Here is a 13,744-nt window from a genome sequence, read left to right as displayed (position 1 = left end):
ACGGGGGAAGGTATGTGGGGGCCGTGGGCGCGTCAATGGGGTGCGCCGGAATTGGGGCGCGGGTTCGACGGGCCGGACGACACGGCGCTCGATCGCGGTCGGGCGGCGCGTCGTCCCGCACGTGATGCGCTGCTGCCCTCGCGTGGTGAGTCGCTGCCCTACGCCTGGTGGGCCGCTGTCCTGCGCGTGGTGGGCCGCCGTCCTACGCGTGGTGGGCCGCCGTCCTACGCGTGGCGGGCCGCTCCGGCCCGCCGGTGCGCGGTGCGACGCGTGTGCAGGACGGCACCCGCCGCCGCGATCAGGAAGGCCGACGTCGCCGCGGCGAGCGGAACGCCGTAGCCGGCGGTCGCCGACCCGCGCTCGACCACCCATCCGCCCGCCGCCGAACCCCCGGCGATCCCGCCCAGAAGACCCGTCACCGCGAGGGTCATGCCCTCGTTCAGCCGGCCCTCGGGCGTGCGGGCCTGGACCAGGGTCATGCCGGTGACCATGGTCGGCGCGGTGGCCATCCCCGCGACGAGCAGCGCGCCCGCGAGAACCGGCAGCGATCCGGTCAGGGAGGCCGCGAGCAGGGGCAGCGTCAGCAGGGCCGCCATCGCGGCGACGCAGCGCGGGAAGAGCCGCTCGGCGGGACCGGCCGGCCGCACCGTGCCGAACAGCAGACCCGCCACGCACGACCCCGCCGCCTGGAGCGCCAGGACCGCGCCCGCCGCCGACCTGTGCCCCTGGGCGTCCGCGAACGCGATCGTGACCACCTCCATCGAACCGAAGACCGCACCAGTGGCCAGGAAGCACAGCAACAGCGGGGGCATGCCCGGCGACAGCACCGGGGACGGGGCCTTCGTGCGCCGCTGGGGCGGCGGCTCCGTGGCGCGCTGCGCCGCGAAGACCAGCACACCTGTGATCAGCAGGGCGCCGCCGGCCAGCGTGCCCGCCTCCGGGAAGAACGTCCCGCACAGGAACGCCGCGAGCACCGGACCCAGCATGAAGCACAGCTCGTCCGCGGCCTGTTCGAAGGAGTTCGCGGTGTGCAGCGCGGCCGGGTCGCCCTTGAGGAGATGTGCCCAGCGGGCCCGGGACATGCCGCCAGTGTTGGGGGTCGTGGCCGTGGCGGCGTACGCGGCGAAGAGCGTCCAGTCGGGCGCGCCGCAGCGCACGCACAGCACCAGAGCGATGCCGCCCAGCAGGGCGAACAGGGTGGCGGGCACGGCCACCCGGGCCTGCCCGTGCCGGTCGACGAGGCGCGCGGTCCAGGGGGCGACCACCGCTGTCGCCGCCAGCCCGGTCGCCGTCACCGCGCCGGCCAGCGCGTACGAACCGCGCGAGCCCGCGATCATGATGACCGCGCTCACGCTGAACATCCCCATGGGCAGCCGGGCCATCAGGTTCCCGATGGTGAAGGCACAGGCGCCCGGGACGGCGAAGAGACGGTGGTACGGGGTGCGGCCCCGGGGCGTCCGCGCCCGGGCGGACCGGCTCGGCGCGTGCTCGGCGGCGGGCGATGACGGCGCGGGCATGGGGTCGAGGGTGGGCGATGACGGCGCGGGAGTCGGGCCGGGGGCGGGCGAAGGCGGCGCGGGAGTCGGGCCGAGAGCGGGCGGAGGTGGCGCGGGTGTGGGGCCGAGGGTGGGCTGGTGCGGCATGGATCAACCGTCGCCCGGAGTGGATCACGAGGTCCAACACCTTGTCCGTGGAGATTGACGCACCTGGGTTGTAGGTTCGCGTGATGCCTGTCCAGTCACCCGCCGGCGGTCATCTCGACCCGCGCCTGCTGCACGCCTTCCTCGCCGTCGCCGAGGAGCTGCACTTCACCCGCGCCGCCGCCCGGCTGTACGTGGCCCAGCAGGCACTGAGCCGGGACGTCCGGCGGCTGGAGCGGGAACTCGGCGCGCAGCTGTTCTCGCGGACCACGCGGCAGGTGACGCTGACCGCGGACGGGGAGCGCCTGCTGCCGTACGCGCGGCGGGTGCTCGCCGCGCACGAGGCCCTGTTGTCCGCGTTCGCGCGTGGACAGGAGCAGCGTCCGCTGCTCGTCGACGTCAACACCCCGGGACTCGCCACGGGCCGCGTCCTCGACCGGGCCCGTGAACTCGCGCCCGATTTCGAGCTGATGGCCCGCTTCGAGAGCGGCCTCACGGGCGCGGCGCAGGATCTGCTCACCGGCCGGCTGGACGCGTCGTTCGGCCGGTTCGCCGGGCTCGACCCCGCGCTGCGGGCCCGTCTGGAACAGCAGCCCGTACGGTACGAGCCGATGGCCGTGCTGCTGCCCGAGGACCACCCGCTGGCCGCACTGGAGGCCGTCCCGCTGGCCGCGCTCGCGGGCGAGACCGTGTACGCGGGGGCGGGCAATCCCCGGACGCTGGAATGGACCGACCTGGCCCATCACCTGTTCGAGGGACGTGGGATCGCGCTCGCGCCGCCCGCTCCGATGGCCGTGGGAGCCGAGGAGTTCCGGCGGATCATGGCCAAGAACCGGAACCCCGTCCTCGCCGTCGTGGAGTTTCCGGCCATGCCTGAAACGGTGCTGAGGCCTCTGGTCGACCCCGTTCCCCTGTCACCCCTGTCGCTGGTGTGGCGGAAGGGGCTGGTGCATCCCGGGATTGACGCGCTTCGACGAGCCGCCGTCGAACTCGCGGCCGAGGAAGGGTGGCTGCATCGCCCCGAGAACGGGTGGATTCCGGCCACGGATGCACTCATCATGATGAGCCATACATGAGCTGCAAGCGCACGTCTCCGCCACGTGCGCTACATTCTTCCTCCGGGCACAGTGTGATAAGGGGGGCGCTCGGGCTGGGTGGGGGCCCGGTCCGACGGCGAACGTGGAGTGCCCGGAGTCGTTGCGCACCCGAGAACTGTCCCGTGGGGGGATGTGCGTGCGCGTGGAAAACTGGCGGAAAGATGCCCAACCGGGTCGGCGTGATGTCGATCAGGGCGAAGGGCACGGAGCCGATCCGTCACCCGGGGCAGCAGCCGACGACGCCGTCGTCTGGCCCGACGCGGCCGGCAGAACGGCGTCCTGGCCGGAGGCGACCGGCACCACGGCGTCCTGGCCCGCGACCCGCGGTGTGAGCCCGTTCCCGTCCGGTGCCGCGCACTCCATGAGCGACGAGCCGGAGACCCGACTGCTCTCCTCAGCCGCCCCCGGCGGACCGGACCGCCCGCTCGCGGCCCGGACCGACGACCGGACGTCCTGGGAACACCCCGACGACCCCGGCCACACCCACGACCCGCACGAGGTCACCGTCCAGCTCGACGGCGCCGGACGGCAGTTGGAGGAGTGGCTCGTCAAGCAGGCCAAGGACGCTCCCGGCGCCCAGGACGGCTCGGACGGTCCCGTCTTCGTCGACGAGTCGGGCCGCCGCAGCCGCCGCTTCCGCCGCCTCGGCATCCTCGTGGGCCTCGCCTGCGCGGTCTACGCCGTCGTCATCGTCGCCACGCTCCTGTCGGGCAGCTCCGACGCGCCCTGGCTCCCCGTACCGGGCCAGGAGGACGACCCGCCGGCCGGCCAGGTCGACAGCTCGCCGCTGCCCACCGGCTCGGTGGACCCGTCCGGCACCGGCAGCGTCTCGCCCGGCGCGAGCGCCACGGCGAGCGACGGCACCACGCCGTCCGCGGGCGCGAGCCCGACGCCGGGCGCCTCGGGCAGCGCGGCCGCCCCCGGCACGTCCGCCGACCCGGACCCCACGACGTCCACGACCAAGAAGCCTGGCTCCGGCACCAGCACCACCAAGAAGCCGGACCCGGACCCCGATCCGACCGACCCGGTGGTCGAACCCACGACCGCCGGCCCGACGGACACCGGCGGCCCCACGGCCGATCCGACCGAGACCGCCGGCGGCGCCGGTGCCGGCACCGACGCCGTCGCCCACGGTGCTCCCGCGTCCCTCGAACAGACCTCCCCGGAGCTCGGGCAGCAGGCTGCCGGCAGCTCCTCGTACGCCTTTTCGTCCCCGGAGAACGTCCTCTGATGGCATCCCGCACCAGCCGTCACGGCCCCGCACGCACCCCGCGTCGCGCGGCCCCCCAAGTCCGGCGCCGCCGCATTCCCCTGCGCCTGCTGCTGCCGCTGCTCCTCCTCGTCGCCCTGATGGCGATGCTGATGCTGCGCGGCTACGTCCACAGCGAGATCCTCGCCGACCACCGCGTCCAGCCCGAGGCCGCCACCGACAAGGTGCCGGAGAAGATCCTCGAGGGCGGCCCGGTCATCGACACCCGCAGCGGCCGCACGACCAGCATGAGCGTGCCGGACCACCGGCTCGTCCTCACCTTCGACGACGGCCCCGACCCCGAGTGGACCCCCAAGGTCCTGGACGTCCTCAAGGCGCACCACGCGCACGCCGTCTTCTTCGTCACCGGCACGATGGCCTCGCGCTATCCCGAACTCGTGCACCGCATGGTGGAGGAGGGCCACGAGGTCGGCCTGCACACCTTCAACCACCCCGACCTCTCGTACCAGTCCAAGAAGCGCATCGACTGGGAGCTGTCCCAGAACCAGCTGGCGCTGGAGGGCGCGGCGGGCATCCGCACCTCCCTCTTCCGCCCGCCGTACTCCTCCTTCGCCGACGCCATGGACGACAAGTCCTGGCCGGTGACGCAGTACATCGGCACGCGCGGCTACATCACCGTCGTCAACAACACCGACAGTGAGGACTGGCAGAAGCCGGGCGTCGACGAGATCATCCGCCGGGCCACCCCCAAGGGCGGCAAGGGCGCGATCGTCCTGATGCACGACTCCGGCGGCGACCGCCACCAGACCGTGCAGGCGCTCGACCGGTTCCTGCCCCAGCTCCAGAAGCAGGGCTACGAGTTCAAGAACCTCACCGAGGCGCTCAACGCGCCCAGCGCGCACACCCCGGTCACCGGCCTCGACCTGTGGAAGGGCAAGGCGTGGATCTTCCTGGTCGGCGCCTCCGACGGGATCACCGACGCCCTCGTCGTCGGCATCGCGATCACCGGTGTCCTCGTCTTCACCCGCTTCGGCCTGATGCTCCTGCTGTCCGCCGCGCACGCGCGCCGGGTGCGGCGCCGCACCTTCCGCTGGGGCCCGTTGCCGATCACCGAACCGGTCTCGGTCCTGGTCCCGGCGTACAACGAGGCCAAGTGCATCGAGAACACCGTGCACTCACTGATGGCGAGCGAGCACCCCATCGAGGTCATCGTCATCGACGACGGTTCGAGCGACGGCACGGCGCGGATCGTCGAGAACCTGCGCCTGCCGAACGTACGCGTCGTGCGCCAGCTCAACGCGGGCAAGCCCGCCGCCCTCAACAGGGGCCTCGCGAACGCCCGGTACGACATCATCGTGATGATGGACGGCGACACGGTCTTCGAACCGGCCACCGTCCGTGAACTCGTCCAGCCCTTCGCCGACCCCCAGGTCGGCGCGGTCGCCGGCAACGCGAAGGTCGGCAACCGCGATTCGCTGATCGGCGCGTGGCAGCACATCGAGTACGTGATGGGCTTCAACCTCGACCGCCGCATGTACGACATCCTGCGCTGCATGCCCACGATCCCGGGCGCGGTCGGAGCCTTCCGCCGCTCCGCCCTGGAACGGGTCGGCGGGATGAGCGACGACACGCTCGCCGAGGACACCGACATCACCATGGCGATGCACCGCGACGGGTGGCGCGTGGTGTACGCGGAGAAGGCGCGCGCCTGGACGGAGGCGCCCGAGTCCGTCCAGCAGCTGTGGTCCCAGCGCTACCGCTGGTCGTACGGCACCATGCAGGCGATCTGGAAGCACCGCAGGGCCCTGATCGAACGCGGTCCGTCGGGCCGCTTCGGCCGGGTCGGGCTGCCGCTCGTCTCGCTCTTCATGGTGCTGGCCCCGCTGCTCGCCCCCCTGATCGACGTCTTCCTCCTCTACGGCGTGGTCTTCGGCCCCACCCAGAAGACGATCATCGCCTGGCTGGGCGTCCTGGCTGTCCAGGCCGCCTGCGCCGCGTACGCCTTCCGGCTGGACAGAGAGCGCATGACACACCTGATCTCCCTCCCCCTCCAGCAGATCCTCTACCGGCAGTTGATGTACGTGGTGCTGCTCCAGTCCTGGATCACCGCCCTCACCGGAGGCCGCCTGCGCTGGCAGAAGCTGCGGCGCACCGGAGTGGTGGAGGCGCCCGGGGCGATCCCGCGGCAGCGGGCGGCACACAGCGGTGACGATCGGAGGCCGGTGGGATGACGACGCACGAGTACACGACGGGAGCCACCCCTACACCGCCGTTGGGCGCGCCGCGGGTCTCCATCCCGCACCAGCCGTCGCACCAGCAGCCCGGACCCCCGGCGCAGCCGGAGCCGCCGGCGCCGTCCGCGCCGCGTCGCCCGGGCCGCGACCGCTACCTGGACCTGCTGCGCTCCATCGCCCTGGTCCGCGTGGTCGTGTACCACCTCTTCGGCTGGGCGTGGCTGACGGTCCTGTTCCCCTCCATGGGCGTGATGTTCGCGCTGGCCGGCTCCCTGATGGCGCGTTCGCTGAACCGCCCGGCGTTCAGCGTGATCCGCGGTCGTGTCCGCCGACTGCTGCCGCCCCTGTGGGCGTTCAGCGCGGTGGCGCTCGTCCTGATGTTCGCCGGCGGCTGGAGCGTGACCAAGGACCCCGACCACGGCGGCACCTGGGGCCTGGTCGAGATGATCAACTACGTCTTCCCGTTCGGCGCGCCGCCGTTCCCCTGGCACATCGGGGACAAGGCGGGCCTGCTGGAGGACACGTGGGCGGTCCAGGCGGTCGGCCCGCTCTGGTACCTGCGGGCGTACCTGTGGTTCGTGGTGGCGTCGCCGCTGCTCCTGTGGGCGTTCCGCCGGGTGCCGTGGGCGACGCTGTTCTTCCCGCTCGCGCTCACCGCCGTCGTCGGCACCGGCATCGTGACGATCCCCGGCGAGACGGGCAACACGATCACGGACTTCGCCGTGTACGGCGGCTGCTGGGTCCTCGGCTTCGCCCACCACGAGGGCGTCCTGCAACGGGTGCCGCGCTACGTCGCCGTGTCCTGCTCGGCCCTCGTCATGGCGTTCGGCCTGTGGTGGGCCTCGGGCCACCTCGGCCCGGACGGCTGGGACCTGAACGACATCCCGCTGGCCCAGGCCACGTGGTCGTTCGGCTTCGTCGTCATCCTGCTCCAGTACTCGCCGTCCTGGCAGGAACTCCCCGGCCGCCTGGCCAAGTGGGACAAGCTCGTCACCCTGTCCAACAACCGTGCCGTCACGATCTACCTGTGGCACAACATGCTGATCATGGCCACGGTCCCGATCATCGACCAGGTGTACAACCTCCCCTTCATGGAGAGCGAGCGCGCCACGGCGGCCCTCGACTCGACGTACATGCTGTGGATGTTCGTCCTCGTCTGGCCGCTGATCGGTCTGACGATCCTCGCCTTCGGCTGGATCGAGGACATCGCGGCGAAGCGGAGTCCTCGGCTGTGGCCGAACGGGGTGAAGAAGGGCCGCTCCCGGGGCCGGGCCGGCCGCGGGGCCGCGCACCGGGGGTAGGGCGGACCCGACGGTGGGGCCTGGGGTCGAGGTGGCCCGGGGCCGAGGTGACCTGATGCCGAGGGGCGGGACGACATGTCCCGCCCCTCGCTTCGTGTCACCCGATCGAAGGTTTCCCACCTGGAATTACTCGCGCTCTGCGGTGAATTGCCCGACTTGTCGCTCGCGCCGACGCGACCTGCTCTGATGTCGTTCCGCGTGTCCCGAAAGCGGACCCTTCCCGCAGAGAGGAAGCACGCGTGGCGGAGCGGTTGGCTGTCGACGGCGACGAGCTGGCGCACTTCATGAGGATGCTCAGGAAGTCGGCCGACTCGCTCAAGGGGCTGCGCAGAGCCCTGGAGGACGCCACGGTCACGGGCCTGGGTACCGACGACCTCGACTCCGCCTGCGAAGACTTCCAGGACGACTGGAAGTACGGCGCCGACCGGATCGGCGAACAGACCGAGGACCTCGCCGAGATCATCGGCAAGAGCAAGGACAGCTACCGTGAGGTGGACAGGGCGCTGGAGGAGGCCCTGCGGAAGTCCCGGACGGGCGGGACCGGCGCCGGGGGCGGGCGATGACGCACCGGCCCGCCGGGGGATCGGGAGCGGCTCTCGACCCGCGGTCCCGGGCCGACCTGGGCCGGCCGCAGGGGCTCAAGTCCGCCCCGCGCATCCCCCACCCCGACCATCCGCACCTCGGCTTCAACCCGGTGCCGGGCAGCACCGGCACCGTACGCGGCCTGCGCAAGAAGCTCGGCGGCTGCGCGAAGGCGCTCGAAGAGACGCACGAACTGGTCACCAGGCTCATGGAGGGCAGCTACTGGCAGGGCGACGCCGCCGTCGCCTTCCGCGAGCAGCTCGACGGAGGCCCGCTGTCGCTGAACCTGAAGAACGCCGCGCACTCCCTCCGCAAGGCGGCCCGGCAGCTCGACCGCTGGGAGGGCGAACTCGACGACTTCCAGCGCAGGGCGAGGCGGCTGGAGGAGGACGCCGAGGAGGCGCAGGCCGCCGTGGACCGAGCGAAGGGCCACGCCGCCACGGCCGGCACCAGCCCCGAACTGCAGGGAAAGGGTGCCCGGCAGGACGAGGCGCAGAAGGCCCGCACCAAGGCGAACGCCGCCGTCGAGCACGCCGAGGCCGAACTCGAAAAGATCCGCGCCCGCGCCCGGAAGCTCGCCGCCGAACACGACCACCAGGCCCAGCACCGCGCCTCCAAGATCCGCGCCGCGACGAACAAACTCGCCCCTCACGAGCCGGGTGCCTTCGATCAGGCGCTGGAGTGGGTGGGGGAGAATCTGCCGGACATTTTGAGCACCGTGGGCGCCGTGATCGGACTGGCGGCCCTGTTCGTGGTGTCGGGCGGGACGGCTGCGGCGGTTTTGTTGATTGCGGCCTCGGTCTTGAGCGGCGCGTCGCTGGCGATCAGGGCGATCGGTGACCCAGCGATGCGCGCCTCGCTGTGGGACGGCTTCGCCAAGGGGGAGCTCGACACGGACTTCTGGAGCAATCTGGTCACCGTCGGTGGAGATGCCCTGGGCCTGGTGCCCGGGGTCGGCGCGGCGGGCAAAGGAGTCGAGACCGCCCTGCGGGCCACTGGCGAGGCGGGGGAGGTTCTCACGCTCGGTCAGCGTCTGGCCCGTGTCGGGAGCAGCACGATGGAGCAGGCGAAGTCCATTTCGGGCCTGGACAACGCACTGCTCGGCGTCACGGTGCGAGGTGCCCGAGCGGCACAGATCACCAAGGCAATCGAGGTCACCTCTGCCTCCACCGGTGTCACCACGGCAGGTTTCGGCCTCGTCATGACCGCCGTGGACACCGACGACGACGGGATCAAGGACGGCTCCGTGGCAGGTGTCGACGGATCCCGGCTCGGCCTCGACGCCGGCGGGATCGTCAGTGTCGCCCGTCATGTCTTCTGAGCTCCGGAACGGAGAGGAGTGCGTATGCATCCGACCGAATACCCCACGGCCTGGCATCATCCATCCACGAGACGCGCGTGGGTACACCACATGGTCTTGATCGTTGTGCGTTCGGTGGGATGGGTCGCCACTTGGCTGGGGAGTTTGTTCCTCGTTGTGGCCACACCACGCTGGATCGGTTGGGCTTTCCTCCTCCTGCTTGTGTACGCCACCTTCCGCGCCGTACTCCAACTCGCCTACCTCGGCCCGTCGATCCAGATCCAGCGGGTCCTCTGGCAGTACCCGTGGCAGTTCCTCACGGATGTTCCCCGTGGCCGGAACAAGCACCCCGGGCTTCAGGACGACGCGATGTGGTTGGAACTGCCCAACCCGGAGGATCCCGAGCAGCGGATTCCGCTGCCGTTCCTGTCGACGATGCGCACCTTCTGGTGGATGCGGCGCTTCGGAACGACCCGTACGAAGCCGGAGCTGAAGGCTCAGATCGAACCGCTCTGGTTCGCCGGAGACCCTCGTTTCGTCGCGGTCGTCGCGGCCACCGGCCGAGGCGGCAAGGGCCCCAAGAGGCTGCACCTGCTCTATCAGCGCGCGGCCGCGGGCCGCCGCGGCGCAGATCCGGTGCACTGGAACGCTTGCCCTGCCGCACTGGAACGCGCCCGCCGCGCCGGAGCGCACGTGCCCGAATCCGTGCCGCCGTTTCCGCGTCCGAACTGATTTGCGATGGACGGGACTTGATGACCACCGCTTCCTTTGTCACCGTTGCCGATTCGGCCAGGGACCCCGACGCCGATGTCTGGTTCGCGGAGCCGGCGGGTTTCGTGGCCGTTCCCATGGGCGCCCTGCTCTCCGCGTCCGACGTCCGCGACGCGAACGTACGCAGGGCCCTCGCGCCCTTTCTCGACGCGGCGCCCGACGAGATGGCTCGCCAGGCGTTCCTCGCCCACTTGGCGCAGGGGCAGCAACTGCTGGGCGCTCTGTGCGAGGTCGGTACCGTGCACTGCGCGATCGGCCTGCACCGTGACGATGTCGTAGGGGCCGGTCGGCCGTTGCTGTCCCTCCTCACGGTCTCGTGGAAGCAGACTGCCGTCGCGTCGAGGGGTGCCACGGCGGCCCGTGCCGTGGCCACCGCCGAGGGACACACGCACATCGAGTACGTCGAACTGCCCTGTGGACCGGCGGCGCTGAGCGAGACCACGCTCACTCCTTCTGCTTGCAGTGGCCTTCCCCGGGTCCCGCTGCTCCAGATCCACGCCTATGTGCCGCACCCGGACTGCAGACGTCTGATCGTCCTGACGCTGAGCACGACGGCCACCGCCCGTCGGGAGCAGTACCGACTGATCCTCCGGCATATGGCGGAGCTGGTCAGTTTCGACGATCCGCTGGAACGGGGGCCGAGCATGACGGAGTGACGACGGAGCCCTTTGCGGTGGCCAACTCGCCGTCGGCGCCTGGTCGTTTGCGTCACTCAAGGGGTGGTTTCGGGGCTGCATTGGGCATGGTGCGGGCGGCTTTGAGTGGCTTGTTCCCTCCGTGTATGCAATTCGCTCTGGTGTCGCCTCACGCGTCACCGATAGCGTGTCGCTGCTCTCCAGACCCCATACGCCCCATCAGGAGTCCGCCGTGAATCGCCGTCCTCGCCTGCTCACCACAGCCGCCGTCGGTGCGGCTGCGGCTCTCCTCCTCACCGCCTGCGGCGGGAGCGACGGCAGCTCGAAGGACAACGACAAGATTGCCGGGGCCGACACGGGGAGCGAGGCGTCGGCGTCGCCGAGCGCGAGCGCCACGGCTGCCGCGGGGCGACCGAAGATCACGCTGCCTTCCGACCTGACGCTGACCTTCGAGACTCCGCAGGGCGGGGACTCCGTCAAGGAAGCAGTACTCGCCGACAATGCCGAGCGCATGCGGGCGGTCGACGCGGCGATCACCGGGACGGACGCCAAGGGTGAGGCGCTCGCCTACTACAACACCGGTAAGGCACTCGAAGCGGCGCTGACCTGGGTCAAGCAGTTCAAGGACGCCGGCGCCACGCTCACCGGTGAGGCGCGTTACTACGACCGCACCGTGACCCTCAAGAACAAGACGACGGCCTCGCTCACCTTCTGTGCGGACGAGAGCAAGGGCTTCAGCAAGGACAAGAAGACGAACAAGGTCGCGAAGACGCCTGTCACCAAGAACAGCTACGTCTTCTACAACACACGCCTGGACAAGAGCTCCGAAGGCGTGTGGCAGACCTCGCAGATCATTTCCACTCGGGGGGCAGCGCAGTGCCAGCCATGACCAGGAACGCCACTAGAGTCGCTCTGCTCGCCGGCGTTCTCGTGTTCGTCAACTGCCCCAATGCCTGGGCGGACTTCACGCCAGGCGGCAAGGGTACGGGTTCCGAGACGCAGGTCGAGGGACAGCGGAAGGACAAGACGCTGTCGGCGACCGCCGGTGCCGTGGTGTTCGATCGTTCGAAGAACGGCTCCGGCGATTCCGCTGGACCCGTGGTCTCCACGACGACGTGGACTCCGCCCGCTTGCTACTACGCCCCCAAGTACTCCCCGGACCAACTCCAGAAGTACCTGGAGCCGATCTGGAGTGCCGAGTCGACCGGCTCTCAGTGGGACTTGGAACAGCGCAAGCGCTATGTGAACGGCGAGCCGTACAAGGACTTCAACAAGGACAAGGCCGACAAGGGCTACTGGTGGGACTCGTACGTCACCCAGGGGCGTGAGGGCGACCCTGGCGCGCTCGACTGCGACAAGCCCATCTTCTGGGTGGACAAGGGCGATCCCCCACCCGCGAACATCCCCGAGGCCATCACGCCCAAGATGCTGGCGCAGCTCGCGTACGCCGAGATCCGGGTCCCGTCGACGAAGGTGGATCTGGCCCCGGCGGGTACGACGAAGGTGAATCTGCCGACCTGGGCATGGCTGGACACGGCGAAGTTCAAGCCGGTGTCCGTCACGGCGCGAGTACCGCTGCTCGGCGTCTCGGCGACCACCACCGCGGAGCCCGTCTCCCTGAAGATCGAACCCGGCACCGAAGACGCCACCACCTACCCCGCCTCCGGTGTCTGTGCGATCAAGGGCGGCCGGATCGGGGAGGCGTACGCGAAGGGGAAGTCGGACGAGACGCCGCCGTGCGGGGTGCAGTACCTGCGCTCGTCGGGCGACGGCTCGTACAAGCTCAGGGCGACCATCACCTGGAAGATCCACTGGACGGGCACCGGCAACACCGGCGACGACCTCCCGGACGGCACCTTCGGCGCGGAACAGGACGTCGTCGTCCAGGAGATCCAGGCCGTCAACCGCTGAGCGAATCGCATCCCCAGGCGCGCCTCGTCGGATCCAAAGACGCAAGTCAAGGGCCGGTCAACGTCGTTGGGCCGCTGTTCCGTCGCGGCGCGCCGCTGTGGAAGACTGCCCGAGTTGCGGAAGTGAACGGTGTGACCCGGCGGTGGGGGAGTGAACGCGGGTGAGTAAGCGGCAGGTTCGCAAGATGCTCCAGCTCATGTCCGGCGGGGAACCCGTGCAGCTCACCAGCGGCATGGCCTCCGTGAAGAAGCTCGCCCGGCTCGCCTTCGTCGCCCAGCAGTTCGGCTACGAGTACGCGGACGTGCGGCAGGGGAGCGGGCGGAACAACGCGCTCACGATGCTCATCGTGCCTGACCACAGCCCGCAGGCCCAGGCGCGCGTCGCGCAGAACTGGGCGCAGTTCCCGAAGGCCGCCGACGGGGAGTCGCTGCCGCCCGTCGTCCCCGACGCGCTGGAGCTGCTCAAGGCCCGGATCAATTTCGATCTGACCGGCAGGCACGCCGAGAAGCGGATGCTGTACGGGGCGGTCGGCGCCACCGTCGGGTGTGTGGTCCTGGGCGTACGTGCGGGCGGGGACTCCGTCGCCTTCACCGTGGCGGGAGCGCTGTGGGCGCTGCTCATGGTCGTCCTCGGCGTCGGCCTGGTCGTCACGCGCAAACGCAACGCGAAGTTCGCGGCCCGGCTCCAGAGCGCCGGGTTCACGCCGGTGACGGAGGAGGGCGGCCGTGTCCGGTACCTGCCGCCGGCGCCGTACGCCGCGCAGGCCGCAACAGGGGCAGGGGCGGGAGCGGGAGCGGGAGCGGGATCAGGTCCCTACGCCCAGGCTCCGGGCGCTTCGTACACGCCTCAGCCGGGAACCCCGTACGCCCCCCAGCCGGGGACCCCGTACGCGCCCCAGTCCGGAACCCCATACGCCGCCCAGCCCGGGACCCCGTACGCACAGCCCCAGACCCCCGGCCCCTACGGCAGCCCGCACCCGGCCCCCGCCCCGCCGTACCAGGCCCCCGGTGCCCAGCCGCCCACTCCGTACGCCCAGCCCCAGCCCCAGCCCCAGCCCCAGCAG

Annotated in this window: 12 protein-coding genes; 11 read left to right on the top strand and 1 reads right to left on the bottom strand. The window is 70.8% G+C overall.

Annotation, left to right across the window (positions count from 1 at the left end; genetic code table 11):
- Positions 1-224: 224 nt before the first annotated feature.
- Positions 225-1,517 carry an MFS transporter gene (locus BKI49_RS14580; protein ID WP_095934760.1) on the bottom strand — a complete coding sequence of 431 codons (1,293 nt, stop codon included), beginning with the start codon at positions 1,515-1,517 and terminating at the stop codon, positions 225-227.
- A 209-nt stretch (positions 1,518-1,726) separates the two neighbouring features.
- Between BKI49_RS14580 and BKI49_RS14570 the strand changes: the two genes are divergently transcribed.
- The 11 genes from BKI49_RS14570 to BKI49_RS14520 form a co-directional block, all read left to right on the top strand.
- A complete protein-coding gene (locus BKI49_RS14570) occupies positions 1,727-2,716 on the top strand; it encodes a LysR family transcriptional regulator (RefSeq protein ID WP_095934701.1) in 990 nt (329 codons plus the stop codon).
- Between the two features lie 382 nt (positions 2,717-3,098).
- A complete protein-coding gene (locus BKI49_RS35310) occupies positions 3,099-3,968 on the top strand; it encodes a hypothetical protein (RefSeq protein ID WP_095934700.1) in 870 nt (289 codons plus the stop codon).
- Positions 3,968-6,178, top strand: a complete 2,211-nt coding sequence (locus BKI49_RS14560; protein WP_095934699.1) for a bifunctional polysaccharide deacetylase/glycosyltransferase family 2 protein — start codon at positions 3,968-3,970, stop codon at positions 6,176-6,178. Before BKI49_RS35310 ends, BKI49_RS14560 begins: the two co-directional genes overlap by 1 nt.
- Positions 6,175-7,482, top strand: coding sequence for an acyltransferase family protein (locus BKI49_RS14555; RefSeq protein ID WP_095934698.1), 1,308 nt, complete (start codon positions 6,175-6,177; stop codon positions 7,480-7,482). Before BKI49_RS14560 ends, BKI49_RS14555 begins: the two co-directional genes overlap by 4 nt.
- Positions 7,483-7,721: 239 nt before the next feature.
- The gene (locus tag BKI49_RS14550; protein WP_095934697.1) at positions 7,722-8,045 is read left to right on the top strand and encodes a hypothetical protein; all 324 of its coding nucleotides are present in this window, start codon (positions 7,722-7,724) and stop codon (positions 8,043-8,045) included.
- Positions 8,042-9,385, top strand: a complete 1,344-nt coding sequence (locus BKI49_RS14545; RefSeq protein WP_095934696.1) for an AAA family ATPase — start codon at positions 8,042-8,044, stop codon at positions 9,383-9,385. Before BKI49_RS14550 ends, BKI49_RS14545 begins: the two co-directional genes overlap by 4 nt.
- Before the next feature lie 24 nt (positions 9,386-9,409).
- The gene (locus BKI49_RS14540; protein ID WP_143658448.1) at positions 9,410-10,096 is read left to right on the top strand and encodes a hypothetical protein; all 687 of its coding nucleotides are present in this window, start codon (positions 9,410-9,412) and stop codon (positions 10,094-10,096) included.
- A gap of 20 nt (positions 10,097-10,116) precedes the next feature.
- Entirely contained in the window at positions 10,117-10,791 is a 675-nt protein-coding gene (locus tag BKI49_RS14535) for a hypothetical protein (RefSeq protein ID WP_095934694.1), read from the top strand.
- Between the two features lie 211 nt (positions 10,792-11,002).
- Positions 11,003-11,659, top strand: a complete 657-nt coding sequence (locus tag BKI49_RS14530; RefSeq protein ID WP_095934693.1) for a hypothetical protein — start codon at positions 11,003-11,005, stop codon at positions 11,657-11,659.
- Positions 11,647-12,681, top strand: a complete 1,035-nt coding sequence (locus tag BKI49_RS14525; RefSeq protein ID WP_095934692.1) for a hypothetical protein — start codon at positions 11,647-11,649, stop codon at positions 12,679-12,681. Before BKI49_RS14530 ends, BKI49_RS14525 begins: the two co-directional genes overlap by 13 nt.
- A gap of 160 nt (positions 12,682-12,841) precedes the next feature.
- The coding region (locus BKI49_RS14520; protein WP_095934759.1) for a hypothetical protein at positions 12,842-13,744 on the top strand (903 nt) is incomplete at its 3' end.

The organism is Streptomyces sp. Tue6028, assembly GCF_002300165.1.
Lineage (GTDB): Bacteria > Actinomycetota > Actinomycetes > Streptomycetales > Streptomycetaceae > Streptomyces > Streptomyces siamensis.
The sequence above is the reverse complement of the archived record's forward strand: the minus strand, read 5'-3'. Positions and strand labels throughout refer to the sequence as shown.

Coding starts and splice junctions, on each gene's coding strand:
- BKI49_RS14545 (WP_095934696.1), top strand. CDS start 8,042: ATGACGCACCGGCCCGCCGGGGGATCGGGAGCGGCTCTCGACCCGCGG.
- BKI49_RS14540 (WP_143658448.1), top strand. CDS start 9,410: ATGCATCCGACCGAATACCCCACGGCCTGGCATCATCCATCCACGAGA.
- BKI49_RS14570 (WP_095934701.1), top strand. CDS start 1,727: ATGCCTGTCCAGTCACCCGCCGGCGGTCATCTCGACCCGCGCCTGCTG.
- BKI49_RS14555 (WP_095934698.1), top strand. CDS start 6,175: ATGACGACGCACGAGTACACGACGGGAGCCACCCCTACACCGCCGTTG.
- BKI49_RS35310 (WP_095934700.1), top strand. CDS start 3,099: ATGAGCGACGAGCCGGAGACCCGACTGCTCTCCTCAGCCGCCCCCGGC.
- BKI49_RS14580 (WP_095934760.1), bottom strand. CDS start 1,517: ATGCCCGCGCCGTCATCGCCCGCCGCCGAGCACGCGCCGAGCCGGTCC.
- BKI49_RS14535 (WP_095934694.1), top strand. CDS start 10,117: ATGACCACCGCTTCCTTTGTCACCGTTGCCGATTCGGCCAGGGACCCC.
- BKI49_RS14560 (WP_095934699.1), top strand. CDS start 3,968: ATGGCATCCCGCACCAGCCGTCACGGCCCCGCACGCACCCCGCGTCGC.